Annotated in this window: 21 protein-coding genes; 11 read left to right on the top strand and 10 right to left on the bottom strand. The window is 68.9% G+C overall.

Going from position 1 to position 23,262, the window contains the following annotated elements:
- Window positions 1-35 precede the first annotated feature (35 nt).
- A complete protein-coding gene (locus tag ACQP2T_RS16845; RefSeq protein ID WP_433517073.1) occupies window positions 36-851 on the bottom strand; it encodes a TauD/TfdA dioxygenase family protein in 816 nt (271 codons plus the stop codon).
- Between the two features lie 136 nt (window positions 852-987).
- Here ACQP2T_RS16845 and ACQP2T_RS16840 point away from each other — a divergent pair, with 136 nt between their 5' ends.
- The gene (locus tag ACQP2T_RS16840) at window positions 988-3,510 is read left to right on the top strand and encodes a DNA gyrase/topoisomerase IV subunit A (RefSeq protein WP_433517072.1); all 2,523 of its coding nucleotides are present in this window, start codon (window positions 988-990) and stop codon (window positions 3,508-3,510) included.
- A gap of 236 nt (window positions 3,511-3,746) precedes the next feature.
- A complete protein-coding gene (locus ACQP2T_RS16835) occupies window positions 3,747-6,794 on the top strand; it encodes a glycoside hydrolase family 3 N-terminal domain-containing protein (protein WP_433517071.1) in 3,048 nt (1,015 codons plus the stop codon).
- Between the two features lie 90 nt (window positions 6,795-6,884).
- On the opposite strand, the gene ACQP2T_RS16830 is transcribed toward ACQP2T_RS16835, so the two are convergent.
- Window positions 6,885-7,262 (bottom strand): VOC family protein, encoded by a 378-nt coding sequence (locus tag ACQP2T_RS16830; protein ID WP_433517070.1) that lies wholly within the window; start codon window positions 7,260-7,262, stop codon window positions 6,885-6,887.
- A 102-nt stretch (window positions 7,263-7,364) separates the two neighbouring features.
- Between ACQP2T_RS16830 and ACQP2T_RS16825 the strand changes: the two genes are divergently transcribed.
- Window positions 7,365-7,928 (top strand): thioredoxin family protein, encoded by a 564-nt coding sequence (locus tag ACQP2T_RS16825; RefSeq protein WP_433517069.1) that lies wholly within the window; start codon window positions 7,365-7,367, stop codon window positions 7,926-7,928.
- 27 nt (window positions 7,929-7,955) lie between these two features.
- On the opposite strand, the gene ACQP2T_RS16820 is transcribed toward ACQP2T_RS16825, so the two are convergent.
- Window positions 7,956-8,267 carry a hypothetical protein gene (locus tag ACQP2T_RS16820; protein WP_433517068.1) on the bottom strand — a complete coding sequence of 104 codons (312 nt, stop codon included), beginning with the start codon at window positions 8,265-8,267 and terminating at the stop codon, window positions 7,956-7,958.
- A 146-nt stretch (window positions 8,268-8,413) separates the two neighbouring features.
- Between ACQP2T_RS16820 and ACQP2T_RS16815 the strand changes: the two genes are divergently transcribed.
- Both ACQP2T_RS16815 and ACQP2T_RS16810 read left to right on the top strand, forming a co-directional pair.
- On the top strand, window positions 8,414-8,911 hold the full coding sequence (locus ACQP2T_RS16815) for a beta-class carbonic anhydrase (protein ID WP_433517067.1): 498 nt from the start codon (window positions 8,414-8,416) through the stop codon (window positions 8,909-8,911).
- Between the two features lie 267 nt (window positions 8,912-9,178).
- Window positions 9,179-10,585, top strand: coding sequence for a DNRLRE domain-containing protein (locus ACQP2T_RS16810; RefSeq protein WP_433517066.1), 1,407 nt, complete (start codon window positions 9,179-9,181; stop codon window positions 10,583-10,585).
- A 78-nt stretch (window positions 10,586-10,663) separates the two neighbouring features.
- Here the strand turns inward: ACQP2T_RS16810 and ACQP2T_RS16805 are convergent, their stop codons facing one another.
- The gene (locus ACQP2T_RS16805) at window positions 10,664-11,110 is read right to left on the bottom strand and encodes a MarR family winged helix-turn-helix transcriptional regulator (RefSeq protein ID WP_433517065.1); all 447 of its coding nucleotides are present in this window, start codon (window positions 11,108-11,110) and stop codon (window positions 10,664-10,666) included.
- A gap of 108 nt (window positions 11,111-11,218) precedes the next feature.
- Here ACQP2T_RS16805 and ACQP2T_RS16800 point away from each other — a divergent pair, with 108 nt between their 5' ends.
- On the top strand, window positions 11,219-11,593 hold the full coding sequence (locus ACQP2T_RS16800; protein ID WP_433517064.1) for an ester cyclase: 375 nt from the start codon (window positions 11,219-11,221) through the stop codon (window positions 11,591-11,593).
- A gap of 195 nt (window positions 11,594-11,788) precedes the next feature.
- On the opposite strand, the gene ACQP2T_RS16795 is transcribed toward ACQP2T_RS16800, so the two are convergent.
- Window positions 11,789-12,601 carry an SDR family NAD(P)-dependent oxidoreductase gene (locus ACQP2T_RS16795; RefSeq protein WP_433517063.1) on the bottom strand — a complete coding sequence of 271 codons (813 nt, stop codon included), beginning with the start codon at window positions 12,599-12,601 and terminating at the stop codon, window positions 11,789-11,791.
- A 74-nt stretch (window positions 12,602-12,675) separates the two neighbouring features.
- Here ACQP2T_RS16795 and ACQP2T_RS16790 point away from each other — a divergent pair, with 74 nt between their 5' ends.
- Window positions 12,676-13,308 carry a TetR/AcrR family transcriptional regulator gene (locus ACQP2T_RS16790; RefSeq protein ID WP_433517062.1) on the top strand — a complete coding sequence of 211 codons (633 nt, stop codon included), beginning with the start codon at window positions 12,676-12,678 and terminating at the stop codon, window positions 13,306-13,308.
- 637 nt (window positions 13,309-13,945) lie between these two features.
- Here the strand turns inward: ACQP2T_RS16790 and ACQP2T_RS16785 are convergent.
- On the bottom strand, window positions 13,946-16,012 hold the full coding sequence (locus tag ACQP2T_RS16785) for a DNA gyrase/topoisomerase IV subunit B (protein ID WP_433517061.1): 2,067 nt from the start codon (window positions 16,010-16,012) through the stop codon (window positions 13,946-13,948).
- A 275-nt stretch (window positions 16,013-16,287) separates the two neighbouring features.
- Between ACQP2T_RS16785 and ACQP2T_RS16780 the strand changes: the two genes are divergently transcribed.
- Window positions 16,288-16,518, top strand: coding sequence for a DUF7455 domain-containing protein (locus ACQP2T_RS16780; protein ID WP_328807587.1), 231 nt, complete (start codon window positions 16,288-16,290; stop codon window positions 16,516-16,518).
- A gap of 97 nt (window positions 16,519-16,615) precedes the next feature.
- On the opposite strand, the gene ACQP2T_RS16775 is transcribed toward ACQP2T_RS16780, so the two are convergent.
- Window positions 16,616-17,311, bottom strand: a complete 696-nt coding sequence (locus ACQP2T_RS16775) for a GNAT family N-acetyltransferase (RefSeq protein WP_433517060.1) — start codon at window positions 17,309-17,311, stop codon at window positions 16,616-16,618.
- A gap of 132 nt (window positions 17,312-17,443) precedes the next feature.
- Here ACQP2T_RS16775 and ACQP2T_RS16770 point away from each other — a divergent pair, with 132 nt between their 5' ends.
- Both ACQP2T_RS16770 and ACQP2T_RS16765 read left to right on the top strand, forming a co-directional pair.
- Window positions 17,444-17,830 carry a zinc ribbon domain-containing protein gene (locus ACQP2T_RS16770; protein ID WP_433519782.1) on the top strand — a complete coding sequence of 129 codons (387 nt, stop codon included), beginning with the start codon at window positions 17,444-17,446 and terminating at the stop codon, window positions 17,828-17,830.
- Window positions 17,831-17,842: 12 nt separating this feature from the next.
- Entirely contained in the window at window positions 17,843-18,580 is a 738-nt protein-coding gene (locus tag ACQP2T_RS16765; RefSeq protein ID WP_433517059.1) for a YaaA family protein, read from the top strand.
- On the opposite strand, the gene ACQP2T_RS16760 is transcribed toward ACQP2T_RS16765, so the two are convergent.
- Together ACQP2T_RS16760 and ACQP2T_RS16755 are read right to left on the bottom strand one after the other, a co-directional pair.
- Window positions 18,570-19,391, bottom strand: coding sequence for an NAD(P)H-binding protein (locus tag ACQP2T_RS16760; RefSeq protein ID WP_433517058.1), 822 nt, complete (start codon window positions 19,389-19,391; stop codon window positions 18,570-18,572). The genes ACQP2T_RS16765 and ACQP2T_RS16760 overlap by 11 nt on opposite strands.
- Before the next feature lie 103 nt (window positions 19,392-19,494).
- Window positions 19,495-20,901 carry an MFS transporter gene (locus ACQP2T_RS16755; protein WP_433517057.1) on the bottom strand — a complete coding sequence of 469 codons (1,407 nt, stop codon included), beginning with the start codon at window positions 20,899-20,901 and terminating at the stop codon, window positions 19,495-19,497.
- A 93-nt stretch (window positions 20,902-20,994) separates the two neighbouring features.
- Here ACQP2T_RS16755 and ACQP2T_RS16750 point away from each other — a divergent pair, with 93 nt between their 5' ends.
- On the top strand, window positions 20,995-21,459 hold the full coding sequence (locus ACQP2T_RS16750) for a MarR family winged helix-turn-helix transcriptional regulator (RefSeq protein WP_433517056.1): 465 nt from the start codon (window positions 20,995-20,997) through the stop codon (window positions 21,457-21,459).
- 58 nt (window positions 21,460-21,517) lie between these two features.
- Here ACQP2T_RS16750 and ACQP2T_RS16745 read toward each other — a convergent pair whose 3' ends face one another.
- Window positions 21,518-23,164, bottom strand: a complete 1,647-nt coding sequence (locus ACQP2T_RS16745) for an RNA polymerase sigma factor (RefSeq protein WP_433517055.1) — start codon at window positions 23,162-23,164, stop codon at window positions 21,518-21,520.
- Between the last annotated feature and the right edge of the window lie 98 nt (window positions 23,165-23,262).

Genomic DNA, 23,262 nt, shown 5'->3' with positions numbered 1-23,262 from the left:
CGGCGAGGTGGCCGTGCCGTACAGAACAGGAGGGTTTATTGGTGTTCTGGGAAAGCGTTGATCGTGACGCGGTGCATGCGGCGGCGCTCCGTGTAGTCGGCGACCGCGTAGTGCTGCGTCGGGCGGTTGTCCCAGAAGGCCAGCGTGCCCGGACGCCAGCGGAGCCGCAGCTGGTACTCCGGCGACCGTATGTGGTCGATCAGCATGGGCAGCAGCGCCTCGTTCTCCCGGTCGGACAGTCCCACCAGCCGGGTCGTGGACGCCCGGTTCACGAACAGCGCCTTGCGGCCGGTCTCGGGGTGGACGCGTACGACGGGACGTTCGAGCGGCGGCCACTTCGCCTGGACCTCCGCCAGGTCGAACGGATGCCCCTTGGAGATGGCCTTCTTCATCGACATCGTGATGTCGTGCACCGCCGTGAGCTCGTCGCAGAGCCGCTGCAGCGGCGGGGACAACGTCTCATAGGCCAGGTAGGTGTTGGCCCAGCACGTGTCGCCGCCCACGCTCGGCAGCTGGACGCAGCGCAGCAGTGACCCCATCGGCGGCGTCGGCTCGAAGGTGTTGTCGCTGTGCCATTCGTCGCCGCCTTCCCCCTTGGGGTCGGTCTGGTCGAGTACGTGGATCGGGCTGGCGCTGTCCTTCTTGAAGGCCGGGTGGTTGAGCGTGCCGAAGTTCAGGGCGAACTGCAGGTGCTGCTCGTCGTCGATTTCCGTGTCCCGGAAGAACAGCACGAGGTACTTGAGCCAACCGGCCCGCAGGGTCTCCACCTGTTCCTGGGACAGCGGTTTGCGCAGGTCCACGCCTGTCACCTCGGCGCCGATGTGCTTGGTCACGGGATGGAATTCGATCATGACGCCTCCGGACGCGTGTGTGGCGCTTTCATTTCCGAACGTAAGCCCCAAGCAATTGCTTGGTCAAGCGCACTATTACGGAGCGGCGCGGCCGATGCGTCGCGGGCACTCAACTTTCTTCGGCACAATGTTCGACATGGCCCGACGTACGACTGCACCCCCACCCGAGGACTTCGAGGAGCGGATCGTCGACATCGACGTCTCCTCGGAAATGCGCGCAAGCTATCTCGAGTACGCCTACTCGGTGATCTATCAGCGCGCGCTGCCCGACGCGCGCGACGGTCTCAAGCCCGTGCAGCGGCGCATCCTCTATTCGATGAGCGAGATGGGCCTGCGTCCCGAACGCGGCCACGTCAAGTGCTCGCGGGTGGTCGGCGACGTGATGGGCAAGCTCCACCCGCACGGCGACGGCGCGATCTACGACGCCCTCGTCCGGCTGGCGCAGCCGTTCTCGATGCGCCTGCCCCTGGCCGACGGCCACGGCAACTTCGGCTCCCCCGACGACTCGCCGGCCGCCATGCGTTACACCGAGGCCAGGCTGGCCCCGGCGGCCATGCTGATGGTCGAGTCGCTCGACGAGGACACCGTCGACTTCAAGCCCAACTACGACGGGCAGGAGACCGAGCCCACGGTCATGCCGTCGGCGTTCCCCAACCTGCTGGTCAACGGCACGACGGGCATCGCGGTCGGCATGGCGACCAACATGGCGCCGCACAACCTCGCCGAGATCGTGGCCGCCGCCCGTCACCTGATCAAGAAGCCCGACGCGGGGCTCGACGAGCTCATGCGCTTCGTGCCCGGCCCCGACCTGCCCACGGGCGGCTCGATCATCGGCTTGCAGGGCATCCGCGACGCCTACGAGAGCGGCCGCGGCACCTTCCGCATGCGGGCCAAGGTCAGGGTCGACCAGATCACGCCGCGCCGCAAGGGCCTCGTCGTCACCGAGCTGCCCTACAACGTCGGCCCCGAGCGGGTCGTCGCCAAGATCAAAGAGCTGGTCACCAGCAAGAAGCTGCAGGGCATCGCCGACCTCAAGGACCTCACCGACCGGCACAAGGGCCTGCACCTGGTCATCGAGATCAAGAACGGCTTCATCCCCGAGGCCGTGCTGGAGGAGCTCTACCGGCTGACGCCGATGGAGGAGACCTTCGGCATCAACAACGTGGCGCTCGTCGACGGCGAGCCGCGCACGCTGGGCCTGCGTGAGCTGCTGCGCGTCTACGTGGAGCACCGGCTCGAGGTCGTGCGCCGCCGCTCGGAGTTCCGCCGCCGCAAGCGCGAGGAGCGCCTGCACCTGGTCGACGGCCTCATCATCGCGCTGCTCAACATCGACGAGGTCATCCAGGTCATCCGCACCTCCGACGACTCGGCGCAGGCGCGCGCCCGGTTGATGGAGGTCTTCGACCTCAGCGACATCCAGGCCGCCTACATCCTCGACACGCCGCTGCGCCGCCTGACCCGCTTCGACAAGCTGGAGCTCGACCGCGAGAAGCAGACGCTCTCCGACGAGATCGCCGAGCTGACCGGGATCCTGTCCTCGGACACCCGCCTGCGCCAGGTGGTCTCGGGCGAGCTGGCCGACGTGGCCAAGAAATACGGCACGCCGCGCCGTACGGTCCTGCTGGAGGCGTCGGGCACGCCCCGTACGGCGGCGGCGATAGTGGACCTGCAGGTGGCCGACGATCCGTGCCTGGCGATGCTGTCCTCCACCGGGTTGCTGGCCCGCACCTCCGACGCCTCGCCGCTGTCGGGAGGCGACGAACGCTCCGCGCACGACGTGCTGGTCTCCGTGGTCCGCACCACCGTCAGGGGCGAGGTCGGCGTGGTGACGTCGGCGGGCCGGTTGATCCGCGTCGCGGTGGTCGATCTGCCCACGCTGCCGCCCTCCGCCAACCCGCCGTCGCTGTCGGGCGGCCATCCCGTCTCCGAGTTCGTCGCGCTCGAACCTGACGAGACGGTCGTCGGGCTCGGCTCGCTCGACCCCGACGGTCCCGGCCTGGCCGTCGGCACCGCGCAAGGCGTGGTCAAGCGGGTGGTCCCCGACTATCCGGCCAACCGCGACGACTTCGAGGTGATCACCCTCAAGGAGGGCGACACCGTGGTGGGCGCCGCGGAGCTCGAATCCGAGGAGCACGACCTGGTGTTCGTCTCCTCCGACGCGCAACTGCTGCGTTTCCCGGCCTCGCAGGTACGCCCGCAGGGACGTCCGGCGGGCGGCATGGCGGGCATCCGGCTCGACGACGCGGCCCGGGTGATCTGGTTCGGCGTGGTCGATCCGTCGCGTCCGTCCCAGGTGGTGACGGTGGCGGGCTCGTCCACCGCCCTGCCGGGCACTCAGGTCGGGGGCGGCAAGGTGTCGGACTACGCGGAGTTCCCCGCCAAGGGGCGGGCCACCGGCGGAGTCCGGGCCCAGCGCTTCCTCAAGGGCGAAGACGTGCTGCTGTTGGCCTGGGCGGGGCCTGCGCCGGCCAAGGCGGTGTCCTCGGTGGGCAAGCCGGTGCCGCTGCCGGACGAGATCGGGCGCCGCGACGGCTCGGGCGTCCGCCTCACCAACACCATCGGCGCCGTCGGCGGCGCCCTGGCGGCGGGCTCGACCGACGACTCAGCCGACGACTCGGCCGAACCCGCTCAGCCAGAAGACGAAGCGCCGCTGTTCTAGCGTGCGGGCCGCCGTTCCAGCGTGCGGGCCGCCGTTCCAGCGTGCGGGCCGCCGTTCTAGCGTGCGGGCCGCGGCCGCCGCCGACGTGTCGCACGTGAGGCGGCGGCCGCTTCCTGGGCCGCCCGGCCCGCGGACAGCCGGGCGGCATCACACAGGTTGACGGGGGTTGTTATAAATCGCTCCCGTGACACGATCCCCTCTAGGAGAGAGCGCTCTCTCTGCTCTTGGGAGGATCCATGTTCCGATTAAGGACCCCGCTGTGGGCGGCGGTGGCCCTGGTGGCCGCGCTGGTCACCGCTCCGCCGGCCCAGGCCGCCGCCGAACCGCTGACCGTCACCGACTTCGAGGCCACGACCCTGCCCGCGGGCGTCTCCGCCTGGGGCAACGACGGCGCCTCGACCCCGGCGCTGACCGTCGAGCCCGACGCGACCCGGCCAAGCGCCCCCGCGACCAACCGAGTGCTCAAAGCGGTCTACAACGTGAGCCAGTGGGGCGGCTGGTCCCACGACCTGACGACCGCCCAGGACTGGTCCGCCTACGAAGGGTTCTCCTTCTGGGTCAAGGGCACCGGATCCGGGCAGAAGGTGTTCTTCGAGATCAAGGACGGTGGCGGCGGAGCGGGCAGCTCCGAGCTGTTCGAGTCGTCCTTCACCGATGACACGGCCGGATGGCGGCAGGTACAGGTGCCGTTCTCCGGCTTCACCCGCCGCGGCGACTACCAGCCGGGCGGCGCCCCCACCGACGGCCAGCTCGACCTGGTCGCCATGTGGGGCTACTCGATGCGGCTCCCGGCTGCCTCCGGCACGCTGTTCTGGGACGACGTCCAGGTCTACGGCACCGCCCCGCCCCGGCCCGTACGCCTGGCCACGGACAAGCCGGTCTATCCGGTGAACGAGAAGGGCACGGCCGAGGTACGCGTCTCGGTCGCCACCGCCACCGGCGGCCCGCTCCCCGCCGACCTGGCCGTCGGCTACCGCACCGGCACCGGCACGGCCACCCCCGGCCAGGACTACACGCCGGTCGAGGGCACGCTGACCTTCCCCGCGGGCACCGCCTCGGGCTCGGCCAAGGCGTTCACGGTCAAGACACTGGCCGACGGCGCGGCCGAGGTCGCCGAGACCATCCCGATCGAGCTGTCCGGCACGGGCACCCGGCCCCCGGCCGAGGCTCCGGCCATCGTGATCAACGCGCACGGCCTGCCGTACCTCGACGCTCGTAAGCCCGTCAAGCAGCGGGTCGCCGACCTGCTCGGCCGGATGAGCACCGAGGAGAAGGTCGGCCAGATGACGCAGGCCGAACGCGGCGCGCTCGGCTCGCAGAACGACATCGCCACCTACCTGCTCGGCTCGCTGCTGTCGGGCGGCGGCTCCACCCCGGCGACCAACACGCCGAAGGCGTGGGCCGACATGATCGACGGCTTCCAGCTGCGCGCCCAGCAGACGCGGCTGCAGATACCGCTGATCTACGGCGTCGACGCGGTCCACGGGCACAACAACGTGGTCGGTGCGACGATCTTCCCGCACAACGTCGGCCTCGGCGCCACCCGCGACGCCGACCTGGTCGAGCAGGCGGGCAAGGTCACGGCGAAGGAGGTCAAGGCCACGGGCATTCCGTGGGACTTCGCGCCGTGCCTGTGCGTGTCACGGGACGACCGGTGGGGACGAGCCTACGAGTCGTTCGGCGAGGACCCGGCGCTGGTCTCGCGGCTGACCACGATCATCGACGGCCTTCAGGACAACGGCGTGCTGGCCACGGCCAAGCACTACGTCGGCGACGGCGGCACCACGTACGGCTCCTCGACCGGTGACTACAAGATCGACCAGGGCGTCACCCAGCTCACCAGGGAACAGCTGGCGGCCATCCACCTGGCTCCCTTCGCCGAGGCGGTCAAGCGCGGCGTGGGCAGCGTCATGCCGTCGTTCTCCAGCGTCGACTTCGGCCAGGGGCCGCTCAAGATGCACGCGCACAAGGAGCTGATCACCGACGTGCTCAAGGGCCGGCTCGGCTTCAAGGGCTTCGTGATCAGCGACTGGCAGGCCATCGACCAGATCCCCGGTGACTATCCGAGCGACGTGCGTACCTCGATCAACGCCGGGCTCGACATGATCATGGTGCCGTACGCGTATCCGCTGTTCACGAGCACGCTCAAGGCCGAGATCGCGGCCGGAGGGGTGCCCATGGCGCGGATCGACGACGCGGTCGCAAGGATCCTGACGCAGAAGTTCCGGCTCGGCCTGTTCGAGCACCCGTACGCCGACCGTTCCGGCATCGGCGACGTCGGCTCGGCCGCCCACCGCGCGGTGGCCCGCACCGCCGCGGCGAAGTCGCAGGTGCTGCTGAAGAACGAGGACCGGCTGCTGCCGCTGCGCCGTGACGCCAAGGTGTACATCGCCGGATCCAACGCCGACGACCTCGGCAACCAGAGCGGCGGCTGGACGATCACCTGGCAGGGCTCGTCCGGGCCCATCACGCAGGGCACCACGATCCTGTCGGCGATCCGCGGCCGGGCGGCCTCCGTCACCTACTCGGCCGACGCCTCCGCGCCGCTGGCCGGGCATGACGTGGGTGTCGTGGTGGTGGGCGAGAAGCCGTACGCCGAGGGCCAGGGTGACGTGGGCGTCAACGGGCACACGCTCGATTTGTCGGCCGCCGACCGGGCCGCGATCGACCGGGTGTGCGGGGCGATGAAGTGCGCCGTGCTGGTCGTCTCCGGCCGCCCGCTGCTGCTGGGCGACCTGTCCAAGGTCAAGGCGCTGGTGGCGTCGTGGCTGCCGGGCACCGAGGGCGCCGGCGTGGCCGACCCGCTGTTCGGGACCGTGCCGTACACGGGGCGGCTGCCCTTCACCTGGTTCCGTACGGCGGAGCAGGTGCCGATCAACGTGGGCGACGCGACCTACGACCCGCTTTATCCGTACGGCTGGGGGCTGCGCACCGACCGGGCCCGCGACCGGCTCAAGGCGGCCTACGACCGGCTGGCCGACGGTGACGGAGCCTCCAGGGCGGCGTCTGCGGCGCTGCTGGTGGCGCTGCTGGGCAACAACTGGAACGCCGACGGCTCCGTGCGGCAGACGCGCGTCGTGCTGGGGGCGATCGGCACGGCGGCGGCGCTGCTCGACCGTTCGAAGACGGACGCGTACGCGCAGGACGACGCCGTCGTCTCGATGGCCAGGGACATCGCCCAGGTCACCGGCAGACGGCCCGACCTGCAGGCGTCGGCCGACCATGAGCTGGCGGCCGGCAACGTGCACAAGGCGGTGGAACTGCTGACACAGGCGGCCCGCTGACGGCGGTGGAGCTGTTGCTAAGGCAAGCGGCCCGATGACGCGAGGACCGGCTTCTGGCGCCGGCACGCCAGAAGCCGGTCCACTCGTCTGTCAGACGTCCCTGCAGAGGCAGAACGTGTGGCCGGCCGGGTCGAGGAAGACGCGGAAGGAGTCGTCCTCGCTCGGCTGGTGCTCGTGCTTGGTGGCACCGATCTCCAGCACCTGGGCCTCGGCCTTGTCCATGTCGCCGACCGTCACGTCGATGTGCATCTGCTGGGGATGCTCCGCACCGGGCCAGACCGGCGGCCGGTAGTCCTCGACGGCCTGGAAGGCCACCCGCGCGGGCGGGCCTCCGTCGGTGACGACGGCCCATTCCTCGTCGGACCCCTCCAGGATGGGCCAGCCGAGCAACCGAGAATAGAACTGGGCCAGCTCCATCGGACGGGGACAGTCAAGGACCGTGGTCCGGAACTCCGCGATGCCGCTCATTACTTACCTCCGAGACTCTTAACCGATGGACTCTTAACCGATGGACTCTTATACCGATGGCCACCGACGGTTTCGCCGGGGCCAGCGGCGACAATGGATGCCATGGCTGCCAACTCGTTCATGGTCCCACTCGGCTCACCCGCGCCCGATTTCCACCTGACCGCGATCCACGGCGGCAGCGTCTCGCTCGCGGATCTCAAGGATTCGCCCGCCATCCTCGTGGCGTTCCTGTCGAACCACTGCCCCTACGTGCGGCACATCGAGCGCGGCCTCAGCACCCTGGCCGGCGACTACGGCCCCAGGCTGTCGATGGTCGCCATCTGCAGCAACGACAGCGTGAACTACCCCGACGACGACCCGACACACCTGGCCGAGCAGGCGGCGCGGGCGGGCTTCCCGTTCCCCTACCTGCTCGACGAGACGCAGGAGACGGCCAAGGCGTATCGGGCGGCGTGCACGCCTGACTTCTTCCTGTACGACGCGTCGTTCCGGCTGGCCTACCGCGGCGAGTTCGACGATGCCCGGCCCGGCAACTCCGTACCGGTGACGGGGTCCTCGCTGCGCGCGGCGATCGACTCCCTGTTGGCGGGCGGCCCGGTGAGCGAGGCGCAGCACCCGTCACTCGGCTGCGGCATCAAGTGGAAGCCGGGCAACGCACCCGCCTGACCACTGCCAGACGTTGGCGATGGGGCGTCAGGCGGAGGTGGCGATGGCGGCCGGCAGGGCGAGCAGGAGTTCGTGGGGCTCGCCCTGCCAGCCCCGGATCAGCCGGAAGCCGGCCTCTCCGGGGTCGAAGTCGTCACAACCCAGCGGCCCGAAGCAGCCTGCCTGGTCGAGCAGCACGATGAGCGGGTCGTCGTCGGGCAGGCCGCCCGCGTAGGCGGCCGCGTCGAGGAGCGCCAGCGCGCACCTCGCGTTGAGGCCGTCATCTCGGGTCTCCACACGGTCGAGGCGGCGCCGGGCATGGGTACGCAGGTACACGGCGAGCGATTCGGACCTACTCACGACAACCTTCTTCGATCACGCTGTTCATACGCTGGGCTACGACATCATCACGCAAAGTGAGTGTCGCGCGTGGGACCTTGGGCAACTTGGGCCGTGTCGCCACCCCGGAAATCACCACGAAACGGATGTGAGGCATCATCTGTCACATGAGCCAGTTCGATGATGTGATTTCCGCCAACGCGAAATATGCCGCTAGATTCCGGAATTCCGAACTGACCGGCCGAGCCGCTCGCGGACTAGGCGTAGTGACCTGCATGGACTCCCGCATCGACCCCCTTGGCCTGCTGGGCCTGGAGGCGGGCGACGCCAAGATCCTGCGGAACGCGGGCGCGCGTGTGACGGACGACGTCCTGCGTACCCTCGTCCTGGCCGTCTACCTGCTCGGCGTAGAACGCGTCCTGGTGATGCCCCACACCGACTGCGGCATGTCCAAGGTCACCGACGCCGATGTGTACGAGCTCACCCAGCGGCACGGGGTCGACACCCGCAGCCTGGAGTTCCACACCGTCCCCGACCAGGACGCGGCCCTGCGCCACGACCTCACGCGGATCCGCTCCTCGCCCTTCCTGCCGCCGGGAATGCCGGTGGGCGGCGCGATCTACGACGTGCGCACGGGCGAACTGCTGCCGGTCGACCTGGTATGACTCTCCGCTTAGCCCGATAACTCTGCGTTTTGTGAGAAATATCGCACCAGATCGGTCTCTCACTTTGCCGTGCTGTTACCTGTGATATCCCTGTGACCCGTCGGCGATCTTGTCGCCGCGACAGAAACGGGGATGTCATGTTAACGATCAATCCGGTACCGCCTAACGATCGGTGATCGTCGCCGGGGGCCAGCCCCCCGCCCGACGCCCTGAAGTCAGCGCATTTCGCGCGCTACTCCACACCCATCGATCGTTAGGACGTTGATTTTGCGTAAGTCTCTCAACCGTTCCATCGGCCGCCTGGCCCTCGGGCTCAGCGCCGTGACCGTGCTCACCGCCGCCACGGCCATCCCGGCTTCGGCCGCTCTGGCCGCCACCGGCCAGAGCGCGGAGGACGTCGCGTCGGCCCAGGCCGCCGCCGACGGCCAGCCCGTACCCGTGCCGAGCCTGTCGGACGAGTCCAGCACCACCGTCGCCAACCCCGACGGCAGCTTCACCGCGACCATCACCTCGGGCCCGTCCCAGGTGCAGCAGAACGGCGAGTGGGTGCCCATCGACACCTCACTCGTCGCCGACGGCGCGGTACTGAAGCCGCGTGCCTCACGCGCCCAGGTCGAGGTCTCCAACGGCGGCGAGGGCACGCTGGCGAAGATGACCGACGACAACGGCCGCGTGTTCTCGCTCAAGTGGCCGACCGCGCTGCCCAAGCCGGTCGTCAAGGCGAACGTCGCCACCTTCACCGACGCGGCGGGCCCGGGGGCCGACCTCGTCGTCACTGTCCTGCCGACGGGATTCCGTCACGACGTCGTTCTGCGCGAGAAGCCCTCCGGTCCGCTGGAGCTCCGCATTCCCGTACAGACCGAGGGCGTCGATCTGTCCGAGTCGGCCGACGGCCGCCTTCTCCTGACCAGTACGGCCGGCGACAAGGTGATCGCCGCCGGACCGCAGCCGGTCATGTGGGACTCGAAGGGCCACGGCAAGCCCCGCGGCGACTCGCTCTCGAAGATCGACACCACCGTCGAGACGCAGAACGGCACCAAGGTCCTCGTGCTCAAGCCGGACGCCAAGTTCCTGGCGGACCCGTCGCGCGTCTACCCGGTGACCGTCGACCCGGTGATCACGCTGCCGAGCGTGACGGACACCGACGTCGCCACCTCCTGGGCCTCGCACCCCGGCGACCCGATGATCATCGCGGGCACGATGCCCTGGGAGAACGGCCAGGGCGGCGACGTCATGCGCAGCCTGGTCAAGTTCGACACCCACAAGCTGACCGGCAAGCGGGTCATCTTCGCCAACATGGCGATGTGGAACCTGGAGACGAACGCCTGTGGTCTCCGCGTGGGTTCCGGCCTCACCGCCCAGCGGATCACCAGCCCGTGGGACGAGACCGACCTGAACTGGGACAACAAGCCCACCACCACCACAGAGGGCCAGGCGACGAACCGCGTGGGCCGCGGCCGCACCTGGACCGCACCGTGCGCCGGGGGCGCCGGCTACCTGGCGTGGCCGGTGACCACCATGGCCAAGGCCTGGGCCTCGGGCGCCGCCAACTACGGCGTCCAGCTGAAGGGCGCCGACGAGACGGAGGCCACCAACTGGCGGGCCTTCGCCGCGTCGGAGAACAAGGACGAGGGCGTCAAGCCCCCGACCCTGACGGTCATCTACTGGCGCTGACCACCACCTGAAACCCCGAAGGGGGCCGGGCTCCCCCCGGCCCCCTTCGGCATGTCCAAAGGGTCGAGGGCGGGGGTGTCAGCTCGTGGGGCCGGACCGCATCTGCTCGACCTCGTCCTGGAACACGGCCTGCGTCTTGTTCATGAAGTCGGTGATCACCTCGAGCTGCTCATCGCTGTAATCACTCAACGAAGCCCGCCACGCCTTGATCAGCGGCGTGAACACTGGTGCCACATCCACCGCCGCCCGCTCCAGCACGAGCGTCACCACGACCTTCCGCCGATCGGCGTCGTCCCGCTCCCGCCGCACATACCCCACCGATTCGAGCCGATCGATGACCCCGGTGACGGACGCGGTGGTGATGCCGGCCCGCCGCGCCAGTTCACTGGCCGTCAGGGCCCCTTCGCTCAACAGGTTGAGGCAGTGGAGATCGGTGGTGTTGATGCCGATGCGCCCCGCAGCCGCCTGACTCATCGAGACCGAAAGCACGTTGGTCTTGCGCAGCGCTTCGAGCAACGCGGTCACCAACGTCGCACGTCTTGACATCGCCCACCAAACTCTCTAGCTTTTCAAATATCTAGGAAAACTAGAGATAAGCATCTCTAGTAACTAGCCAATCGGAAGGATATCCCGATGAAGGACGTCGTCATGCGCCTGTACGACGAGGTGCTCAACCAGGGCAGGCTGGACGTAGCCGACGAGATCATCGCCAGCACCCTCTCCACCGGCCCCAACGACCCACCCGGCCCGGAGCGCGTCAAGCAGATCTCCACCCACATCCGCTCGGCCCTCCCGGACATGCACTTCGACATCCAGGACATGATCGCAGAAGACAACAAGGTTGCCACCAGATGGACCTTGAGCGGCACCCACACCGGCACCTTCTTCGGAGTCCCACCAACGAACCAGCCCTTGGAGATCAAGGCCTGCGTCATCTTCGAACTCAAGGACAACCAGATCACCAACCTGTGGCCGGTCCTGGACACCAGCACCTTGCGCCCCACCTGACGACAGACCGAATCCCTCGGCGCCCGCTCCGCGGCCGAACCCCTCGGACCCCGATCCCCGCCCGGACCCCGCCCGGACCCCGGACCCCGCCCGGACCCCGGACGCGCTGGCCGGACCGGGGTCGAGAGGCGGGATGGCTCGAGGCCTCGACGCTGACCGACTTGTCAGACTTGGGTCTGAGTCCGCTGTGCACGATCAACGGAAGGCCGCCAACGCCACCGGCTGCCACTTCCGCCATGTGGCAAGTCGTTCCTCGTATTCGGCCGCGACCGGCTCCAACGACTTGCCGAAGAAGATCCGCGCCGGCGGGTCGTCGGTGTCGGCCAACTCCAGGATCGGCCCGCGGGTCGCCCTGGGGTCACCGAGGTCCCACTCGATTTCGGCGCCGGCGCGGACCTCGGCGTAATCCGGGTGCTCGCCACTGGTGCGGACGCTGCCGCCGCCGAAGTCGGTCGAGTACGGGCCGGGCTCCAGGCAGATGACGTCGATGCCGAAGTGTTCGACCTCCTGCCGGAGCGATTCCGACAGCCCTTCCACCGCCCACTTCGACGCGTGGTAGCCGCCGATGCCGGGAAACGCCCGGACGCCGCCCTCGCTGGTGACCTGAATGATCCGGCCGTGACCCTGCGCGCGCAGCACAGGCAGGACCGCCTGGGTCACCCACAGCGTGCCGAAGAAGTTGGTCTCCATCTCGGCGCGGATCTCGGCCTCGGTCAGCTCCTCGACCATGCCGAAGTGGCCGTAGCCCGCGTTGTTGACCACCACGTCCAGCGCGCCGAAGTGCTCGGCCGCCCGCCGCACGGCGGCGAACACGGCCGCGCGGTCGGTGATGTCGAGCCGCAGAGGCAGTACGGCCTCGCCGTACCGCTCGGCCAGGGGACGCAGGTGGTCAAGGTCGCGCGCGGTGGCGGCGACCCGGTCGCCCCGCTCGAGGGCGGCCTCCGCCCACTCACGGCCGAACCCCTTTGACGTGCCGGTGATGAACCACGTCTTGGACAACGTCTCCACCTTCCTCCAGTCGATACGTCTCGTAATAACAGTAGCATGGACTGCATTAATTGTACGTGTAGTATCGTTGCCGCATGGAGGGGCGACGAGATCGGAAGAAGCGGCAGACTCGCGAGCGGATCCAGGCTTCGGCACTGGAGCTGTTCACGTCGCACGGTTACCGCAACACGACCATCGCGGCGATCGCCGAGCACGCGGACGTCGCGACGCGGACCGTCACGCTGCACTTCTCCACCAAGGAAGACCTGCTGTTCGCGGACGACCCGTTCGCCGCGGAATCACTGGCAGCCCGCCTGGACACCCGGCCAGGCGCCGCGCTCGACGGCGTCGGTGAGTGGATGCGCGACACGATGCACGCCCTCGACGAACGCGACGCCGACCAGGGCCGCGAGCCGGGCGAGACCTGGTCCCTGCGCATCAAGCGCGCCACCCTGATAGCCGAGGACGAGGATCTCCGTGCCCGTGCCCGCGCGAGCTACTACGAGCTGGAACGCCTGATCGCCGCCGCCATCGGCAAGGACGTGGGCCTGCCGCCCGACGCGCTGGCGCCGCGCCTGACCGCGTACACCGTGGTGGGCGGCCTGCGCGAGCTGTATATGACCCACGAGGCCCGCCACCGCGACACGGCTACCGAAGCGCTGCTTCCGCTGGTCGACCGCGTCCTCGACGTCGCACGCACGGGCCTGGCCCAGCTCACGGGCCGGTGAGCCCAACCCCACGCCGCTCGTCCTGACGACCCCGGTGCCTGCCCTGAGGGATGGGCGCGGACGGCCGCGAACGCCACGAGCCGAAACGAGCCTGAGCGAAGAGCCTGAGGGCTGAAAGGGCCCTGGGCAGGGTGAGCGAGAAGCCTGAAGGCCGAAACAGGGCTGGGCGGCGTGAGTGAGAAGCCTGAAGGCGGCAAACGGGCCTGGGCGGCGTGAGCGAAGAGCCCGAAGGCGACAAACGAACCTGGGCGGCAGGGTGGGACAGAAGCGCCCAAAAGGTCCTGGGCGGCTCTGGGCGTGCTGGGCAGGTCCTGAGTGGGCCCTGGAACGGGCCTGAGTGGCCCTGGAGCGTGCTAACCAGGTCTAGGCGCGCCTCAAGACGGGCCTGACGCCCCAATGCCTGTCAGGGCGGCCTCAAACGCGGGCCTTGGCCGACTGTCGGCCACCACGGGCCCAACCACACGGAAGCCACGGTCAACCATGCGCACGTCACGGCGCTCGACCCGCTCCACCGGAGGAGCGTGCCCCTGGACAGACCCCAGCCCGCTACGGCGTCTGGGGCTCACCGTGCCTGCCGTAAAAAAACAGTCCGTAAAGGAGGCCCGCAAAACGGCGGCGAACAGCCCGAAAAGGCGTTCTAGGCGTCAATATGGTCGCGGTCGACTTCGGCGGCGCTGCTGACGATGAACTCGCGGCGCGGAGCCACGTCGCTGCCCATCAGCAGGCTGAAGATCCCCTCCGCCGTCTCCGCGTCCTCGATGCGGACGCGGCGCAGAATGCGGTGGCGCGGGTCCATCGTGGTCTCCGCGAGCTGGTCGGCGTCCATCTCGCCCAGACCCTTGTAGCGCTGCACCGGATCCTTCCAGCGCCGGCCGCGGCGCTCCAGGTCGCGCAGCACCTTCTGCAGCTCGGCGTCGGAGTAGCAGTAGATGTACTTCTCCTTGCCGCGGCCGGGGTTGGTGAGCTCGATGCGGTGCAGCGGCGGGACCGCGGCGAACACCCGGCCCGCCTCGACCATGGGCCGCATGTAGCGGTGGAAGAGGGTCAGCAGCAGGCAGCGGATGTGGGCGCCGTCGACGTCGGCGTCGGCCATCAGGATGACCTTGCCGTAACGGGCCGCCTCGATGTCGAAGGAGCGGCCGGAGCCCGCGCCGACCACCTGGATGATCGCGGCGCACTCGGCGTTCTTGAGCATGTCGCTCACGGACGCCTTCTGGACGTTGAGGATCTTGCCGCGGATCGGCAGGAGGGCCTGGAACTCCGAGTCGCGGGCCAGCTTGGCGGTGCCCAGCGCGGAGTCGCCCTCGACGATGAACAGCTCGCTGCGGTCGATGTCGTCGCTGCGGCAGTCGACGAGCTTGGCGGGGAGCGCGGAGTTTTCCAGGGCGCTCTTGCGGCGCTGGTTGTCGCGGTGCTCGCGGGCCGCGATGCGGGCCTTGGCCGCGGCGACGATCTTCTCCAGCACGGCGCGCAAGGGCTGCTTGTAGCCGCGCGGCGGGTTGGCGAACAGCTCCTTGATCTCGCGGGAGACCACGTGAGAGACGATGCGGGTGGCCGCCGAGGTGCCCAGCACCTCCTTGGTCTGGCCCTCGAACTGCGGCTCCGGCACCCGGACCGTGACAACGCCGGTCAGGCCCTCGGAGATGTCCTCCCCCCTGACCGGGTCGTCGCCGTTCTTCAGCAGCCGGGTCTCGCGCAGCAGCTCGTTGATCGTGCGGACCAGGCCGCGTTCGAAGCCGGTGAGGTGGGTGCCGCCCTTGGGGGTGGCGATGACGTTGACGAACGAGCGGATGGTCGAGTCGTAGCCCTTGCCCCAGCGCACGGCCACGTCGACGGTGAGCTCGCGCTGCACCTCGGTGGGCGTCATGTGGCCCTGGTCGTCGAGCACCGGGACGGTCTCGTGGAAGTGACCGACCCCCTGCAGGCGCAGCACGTCGCAGACGGCCTCGTCGCGGGCCAGGAACTCGGTGAACTCGGAGATGCCACCGTCGAAGTGGAACTCTTCTTCGGCCCGCTCCTCGTGCCTGCTGTCGATCACGGTCAGGCTCAGGCCGGGCACCAGGAAGGCGGTCTGGCGCAGGCGGACGTGGATCTCGTCGAGCGAGACCTCGGCGTCGGGCAGGAAGATCTGCTTGTCGGCCCAGAACCGCACCCGGGTGCCGGTGGCCCGCTTGTCCAGCTTGCCGCCGTCACGCATGCCGGACTTCTTCTTGAACTTGGCCTTCGGGCCGTCGCCGTCGAAGATGCCGGGAACGCCGCGGCGAAAGCTGATCTCGTGGATCTGGCCGTGCAGGTCGACCTCGACGTCGAGGCGCTCGGACAGGGCGTTGACCACGGAGGCGCCCACGCCGTGCAGGCCGCCGGACGCGCCGTAGGCGCCGCCGCCGAACTTACCGCCGGCGTGGAGCTTGGTGTAGACGAGCTCGACGCCGGCCAGGCCGCTCTTGGGCTCGATGTCGACGGGGATGCCGCGGCCGTTGTCGCGCACCTCGATGGAGCCATCGGGGTAGAGCTCCACCTCGATGCGGCTGCAGTGCCCGGCGAGCGCCTCGTCGACACCGTTGTCGACGATCTCCCAGAGGCAGTGCATGAGCCCGCGGCTGTCGGTTGACCCGATATACATGCCAGGGCGCTTGCGGACCGCTTCCAGCCCCTCAAGCACCGACAGGTGACGAGCCGTGTAACCCGCCTCCACTAGCGTCACTCCGGCTCCCCTGCGTCTAAGCGTCGAACGTCAAAGCGTCGAACTGAACATCGAACATGTGTGCGTAGCCTATCCCTACTTCCCCTACGCACGCGTACAAGCTTGCCATGACGGCAGGTTTGGTGTTACCAGGCGACGGCTCTCCATCACTTCCGGCCACATTCTGCTCTCGGCGTAGCCGGGCAGTGATTGGGAACGTCCACGTCCGGTTAGATGTTGTCCAAGTGACTGACGCCAGATCCTCGCTTCGGCGGGGGTGACCCGAAAGGCGATACGTGACTGGAGCTCTCGCCCCCGTTAAGCCGCTGACGGCCCTCGACCGTTGCGACCGTTGCGGCGCCCAGGCCTACATTCGCGCGACCCTGCCCGTGGGTGGGGAGCTGCTGTTCTGCGCTCATCACGGGCGTCAGCACATAGCAGCGCTTCGCGAGAAGGGCGCCGACATCCTGGACGAGTCTGCTCGGCTCAGCGAAACCCCATCAGTGGCCCCCAACGACGAGCGCTAACCGGCGCTGGTCGTGATGAGATAACAACATATTGCACGGAGCGGAACGGCGATCCCGGCAGACCCGGGACCGCCGTTTCGTCATGTCTCAGGCCGTCTCATCTCACTCTGTAGTGATAGCGGGCCCGCGTCTCGAAGCCCTCGCTTCGGTACAGGGCCTGAGCCGCCTCGTTGGGCGCGGTGGTCACCAGATAGGCCGTACGTGCCCCGCTACGCCGTACGAGAGCACGCAACACGCTTCTGGCCAGCCCACGGCGGCGAGCCTGGGGCAATGTGGCCATGCAGTAGATCCCGATCGTCTCCCCCTGCGGCACACCCCGGCCGACGGCGACGGCTCGACCGCCCTCCTCGACCGCGGCGTACAGGGCAGGCACCCCTCGGCAGATCCGCTCAGCCACCTCGACACCCTCGGCGTAGCGCCCGTCCACGGCCCACCAGGTCTCCAGCCACCCCGGCCAGGGCCGCTCCTCGACCCGCACCTGATGAACAGGCTCCGGCACGCCGTCCCCCACCATGATCACGGTTGGATCGACGACCCCGTATCCCCGGGCGGCCAGCTCGTCGTCGAGCCCCGGCGTCGCCCCCACCCCAACGGAGAACACGCTCCGCTGCCCCTTCTCGGCATAGAAGGCCTCGGCGGCCTCGATCGCGCCAGTGAGATCGGCGGGCCGCCCCAGGGGGAGCACGGAGTTCGCCCGCTTGGTCACGCCACCTGCGTAGCGAAGGATCCAGCCGTCGTGCGTCCGCTGCTCATAGGCAGGCCAGGCTTCATGAACAAGCAGGTCAAAGTCCATTCGCGCACCTTACCCAACCAGTTGGACCTGCTATGAAGGCGGCCAAGGACGGGCTGGGCGCGAGCATTCGACAGACTCGGTGCCTAGAAGCCGCCGACAAGTGAAGCCGAACGCACCGGCCGCGGTGTCGCCCTGGAGGATCTGCAGGGTATCCGCGGCCGGGTAAGGGCTCATCGGTTCCAGCGGCGCACCCTGCACAGCTGGGCCTTCGCCCAGCAGATCACCTTCACCCGCTACAAGGCCGCCCGAGCCGGAGCCGCCTTTCTGCTGGTCGACCCCGCCTACACCTCACAAACCTGCCCGGGCTGCGGGCATATCAGCAGGGCGAATCGATCGGCGCGGGGCCGGTTCGTCTGCACCAGGTGTGGCCTCGCTGGGCACGCCGACCACATCGCAGCCCGCAACATCGCCACACGCGGCATAGCGGGCTGGGCTGCCATCAACCAGCCACACGCTACCGGCCTCCCTTCACCCAGACGGGACCGCGAGAGCAAACCACCGACAACTGGCGGTAGTTGATTATGCTGTGGCGTGCTGATTTTGTTGCCGCCCTCGGAGGGGAAGGCCGGTGAAGGCAGCGGTCCTCCTCTAGGGGATCTTTCGTTCCCCGCCCTGGACAGACCGCGCAAACGCGTACTGACCGCGCTCGTGAGAGCGTCCAGACGACGTGACGCCCTCGACGTCCTCGGCCTGTCGCCCGGCCTGGCAGGCGAACTGGCCAAAAACCTGGAGCTCCAAACTGCTCCGGCACTCCCGGCGGCCGATCTCTATACCGGCGTCCTGTACGACAAGCTCGGTCTCGGCACCCTGACGGACGAGGCCAGGAAGCGGGCCGAGGAGTCGGTGCTCATCTTCTCCGGCCTTTGGGGCGTGTTGCGGATCACCGACCGCGTCCCGCCGTACCGGCTGTCGATGGGGGTGACCCTGCCGGTGCTGGGCGGGCTGGCAGCGTTCTGGCGGCCCACGGTGTCCAAGGAGCTGGAGCGCCTGGACGGCGGACTGGTGGTCGATCTGCGTTCGGCCACCTACGCGGGAGCCTGGCAGCCCGGGGAGCGGTCTGTGGCGGTACGAGTGTTCCGCGATGGCAAGGTGGTCAGCCACATGGCGAAGGCGACCCGGGGTGAGATCGCCCGCACCCTGCTAGAGACCGGGGCGGATCCCGCCACACCCGGCGAACTGGCCGCGCTCCTCACCGGCCACGGCCACACGGTCCACCTGATCGAGCCCACCCGGCCCAACCGCCCCTGGATCCTCGACGTCAGCCTGTGAAGTCACCCAGATGGTCCGCCGCCCAGGCCGCGAACGTACGGCCGGGGCGGCCGATCAACCGCTCGACGTCCGTGGTGATCTCGACCGGCACGCCGTCGTTCGACAGCCACCAGTCCAGCAACGGCTCGGCGAACGACTCGGGGATGTAGTCCGCCATCTCCGCCTTCCACTCCTCCCGCGTGACGTTCTTGATGGTGATGCCCCTGCCGGTCACGTGGCCGAGGATGGCGATCTGCTCGGCGAAGGTGATCGATTCGGGCCCGGTCAGCAAGTACGGCCGGCCGCCCAGTGCCGGGTCGGTGAGCACGGCGGCGGCCGCCTCGGCGATGTCCGCCTCGTGGATGGGGTCGTTGTGCGAGTTGGGGTACGGCAGGCTCACCGGCTGCCCAGCCTTGACGGGCCAGGACCAGGCCAGCGCGTTGCCGGCGAACGAGCCCGGACGCAGCAGCGTGCTGCGGACGGGCGCGGCGGTCAGGGCCCGTTCCACGTCCAGGTGGGACTTGGCCAGGGGGCTGGCCTCGGGGTTCGGGCCGAGCACGGAGGAGGACGAAAGCAGCACGATGTGCTCGACTCCGGCCTCGGTCGCCTCCTTGACGAAGGCGTCGATGTGCGACGGTTCGGCGTACAGGAAGACCGAGGTGACGCCGGCCAGGGCGGCGGGGAACGTCGCGGGGTCGCTGAGGTCGCACGTGGTGATCGACGGGTCGCCGGGCTGGCGGGAGGCCGGGCGGACAGGCAGGCCGCGTCGGCGCAGAATGGCGATGAGCTCAGTGGCGACGGCGCCACGGGCGCCGGTAACAAGGGTGGTCATATCGTGACATGCCTTTCTGGTGATCATTCTTGGGCTTTGTTCAAGCCGCTTGGGCCCCGTATGGGGTGTCGGTGATGGTGAGCGAGCTCTGCGACACGCCCACTCAGTGGCGGCGCGGCTGGGCCTTGCGCGGCAGGAGCCACACCAGGCCGCAACAGGCGATCACGGCGACGACCACGACGAGCAGGCTGCCGGTCGCGGCCTCCGCCTGGTCGCCGGTACGGAAGTAGACGGTGGTCACCGCCGCGGCGCCGATGGCGTTGGCCAGCTGCTGGACCGCGGAGAGCGACCCGCTGGCGCTGCCGGCCTCACGCGGGTCGATGTCACCCATGGTGACGTCATAGACGGTGCCGAAACAGGTGCCCATGCCCAGCCCGATGACCAGCGCCGCCAGGATGAGCGCCCAGGCGCCGGTCACGACTCCGGAGACGACGGCCAGCAGCCAGCTGGTGCCGATCAGCGCGATGGTCAGGCCGATGGTGATCAGCGTGCGGCCGAGCCGGTCGATGAGCCGGTGGCAGGCCACCGAGGCGATGACGATGCCCACCGCCACCGGGGCCAGGCCGAGCGCCGCCTGTACGGGCGTGAAGCGCAGGCCGTACTGCATGAACAGCACGAGCACGTACAGCAGGCCAGACACGGCCGCGAAGAAGACCATGCCCAGGACCAGGCCGGCGGTGAAGCCGCGGTTGCGCAGGAGCGACGGCTCGATCAGCGGGTCGGTGGCGGTGCGCTGGCGTACGCAGAACAGGCCGAAGAACACCAGCCCGCCGACCAGGCACAGGAACGGGACGAGCGTCCACCCATGGGCGGAGCCGTCGATCAGGCCGTACAGGAGGCCCACCATGGTCACCGCCAGCACCCCGGCACCAACACCGTCCACCCCGGATCCACTGGAGCGATCACCGGGAGCGTCGGCGGGCAGGAGGCGGGTGGCGGCGACGAGCGCGGCGCCCCCGAGCACGATGTTGATCAGGAACATCGCGCGCCACCCCAGCCCGAACAGGTCGGCCTCGATCAGGAAGCCCGCCACCACCGGCCCTCCGACCGACGAGACGCCGAGCGCGGGGGCGAAGACGCCGAAGGCCTTGCCAAGCTGATCACGAGGAAAGACGGCTCCCAGAATCCCGAACCCCTGGGGGATCATCAGCGCCCCGAACCCGCCCTGCACCAGCCGGGCACCGATGAGCACCCCGGGACTGACCGCCAGCCCGCAGGCGACGGACGCGAGCGTGAATCCGGTGATGCCGAGAAGGAAGAGGCGGCGGCGGCCGTACCGGTCGCCGAGCCGCCCGCCGACCACCAGCAGGACCCCGAGCGCCAGCGCGTACGCGGCGCCGAGCCACTGGATGAGGGCCGCTCCCCCGCCGAGGTCGGCCGCGATGGTGGGGGCGGCGACGTTGGTGATCGTCGCGTCGAGCAGGTCTAGGACGGCGGCGGCGATGATGACGCCCAGGACGGCCCACCGCCGGTCCGCCTGGACGGGTGAGGCGCGGATGAGTGCGGACATGCGGATCCCCTCGATAGAATGTGTACGTGACACAAAGAGTGCGCCACACAAAGATTGTGCGACGCACATAAATATGAGGTACGGAGCAACCTGGTGTCAAACCGAGCGGAAACGCTGAAGCGGATCATCGACGAGAGCCAGCGGCACTATGCGGCATATGCGCTGTTCAATCAGGCGATGGCCGACCATCTGGGCATTCACCCGACAGACCTGCAGTGCGTGGCACTGCTGGACCTGGAGGCAGGGCCGGTGAGCACCGGGGAGATCGCCCGGCTGACGGGCCTGACGCCCGGCTCCGCCACGCGCCTGGTGGACCGGCTGGAGAAAGCGGGTCTCGTCGTACGGCACACCGATCCGGCGGACCGCAGGCGGGCACTGGTCGCTCTCGCTCCCTCGGCCCAGGCCAGGATCGGTGATGCCTGGGAGACGCCGGGCAAGGCGTTCGCCGAGGTGATGGAGAGCTACTCGGACGCGGAGCTGGCCGTGATCGCCGACTACCTGCGCCGGGCCGGCGCCGTCGGCCGCGCCCAGGCGGAACGCCTCAGCAAAGGGGCATGAACGCACCTGGCCCCGCACAGCCGGAGCTGTGCGGGGCCAGGGGTGAAACGATCTTCCGTTAGTCCAGGTAGTCGCGCAGCACCTGGGACCGGGACGGGTGACGCAGCTTGGACATCGTCTTCGACTCGATCTGCCGGATGCGCTCACGCGTCACCCCGTAGACCTTGCCGATCTCGTCGAGTGTCTTCGGCTGCCCGTCCGTGAGGCCGAACCGCATCGACACGACGCCCGCTTCCCGCTCCGACAACGTGTCGAGAACGGAGTGCAGCTGCTCCTGGAGCAGCGTGAAGCTGACGGCGTCGGCCGGCACGATGGCCTCGGAGTCCTCGATGAGGTCACCGAACTCGCTGTCGCCCTCCTCACCGAGGGGGGTGTGCAGCGAGATGGGCTCGCGACCGTATTTCTGGACCTCGACCACCTTCTCGGGGGTCATGTCCAGCTCGCGGGCCAGCTCTTCCGGCGTGGGCTCCCGGCCGAGGTCCTGCAGCATCTGCCGCTGAACCCGGGCCAGCTTGTTGATCACTTCGACCATGTGGACCGGGATGCGGATGGTCCGCGCCTGGTCGGCCATGGCCCGGGTGATCGCCTGCCGGATCCACCACGTGGCGTAGGTGGAGAACTTGTAGCCCTTGGTGTAGTCGAACTTCTCGACCGCGCGGATCAGGCCGAGGTTGCCCTCCTGGATCAGGTCCAGGAACAGCATGCCGCGTCCGGTGTAGCGCTTGGCCAGCGAGACCACCAGACGGAGGTTGGCCTCCAGCAGGTGGTTCTTGGCCCGGCGGCCGTCCTCGGCGATCCACTCGAGCTCGGCCCGGACGTCGACCGGCAGACCCTCGGTCTCGCCGCCGCCCAGCTGCTCCTCGGCGAACAGTCCCGCCTCGATGCGCTTGGCCAGCTCGACCTCCTGCTCGGCGTTGAGCAGGGGGACCTTGCCGATCTGCTTGAGGTAGTCCTTGACCGGGTCGGCGGTGGCGCCGGCGGCGGCCACCTGCGCGACCGGCGCGTCATCGTCGTCGTCGGAGAGGATGAGGACTTCGTCCTCGGTCTTCTCCGTGGCGGCGACGGCTGCCACGTCGGCGGCCTTGGGCTCGTCCTCGGTGTCGTCGTCGGTGTCGCCCTCGGAGTCGGAGTCGTCCGCGGCGACGATCTCCTCGTCCTCGACCTCGATGTCTTCGAGGTCCTCGAGCTCGACGTCTCCCTCGAGCTCGATGTCCTCGTCGTCGTCGACGCCCTCAGGGCTCTTCGGCTTGGTCTCGGCAGGCCCAGCGCTCTTCGGCTCGGCCTTCTTGGCGGGCACGGCCGCCTTCTTCGCCGCCGGAGCGGCCTTCTTGGCGGGAGCCGCCTTCTTAGGGGCGGGCTCGGCTTCGGCGGCGCCCACGACCGCGGTCACGGTCTCGGGCTGCTGCTCTTTGGCGGCCGCTGCGGCCTTGGTCTTGACGGGGGCAGCGGTACGGCGCTTTGCTGGACCACGAGACTTTTTCGGCGCAGCCGAATCCGCGGCGGTCACCACCACGGTCACGCCCTCTTTACTGAGGTTCCGCAAAAATGCGGCGGCGTGCGACATGGGGATGTCCGCCTCCTCGAAGGCCTGACGGACATCCTCAGACTCGAGGAAACCCTGCGAGCGCCCACGCTCGAGCAGTCGCTGAATGACGGGCTCGTTCAGCTCTTGTGGCTTCGAGCGAGTCGAACTTGCAGGCGACACGAACACCTCTCGAACGAACGCGTGGCGACAATGGACCCAGATGCCCGCTGGGGGGCTGTTGCCTCTCTCGGAGAACGATGCGGCCGTGCGGATCGCGA

Origin of the sequence: Nonomuraea sp. CA-143628 (assembly GCF_050942315.1) — a bacterium.
In the GTDB taxonomy this organism is placed as follows: Bacteria; Actinomycetota; Actinomycetes; order Streptosporangiales; family Streptosporangiaceae; genus Nonomuraea.
The sequence above is the reverse complement of the archived record's forward strand: the minus strand, read 5'-3'. Positions and strand labels throughout refer to the sequence as shown.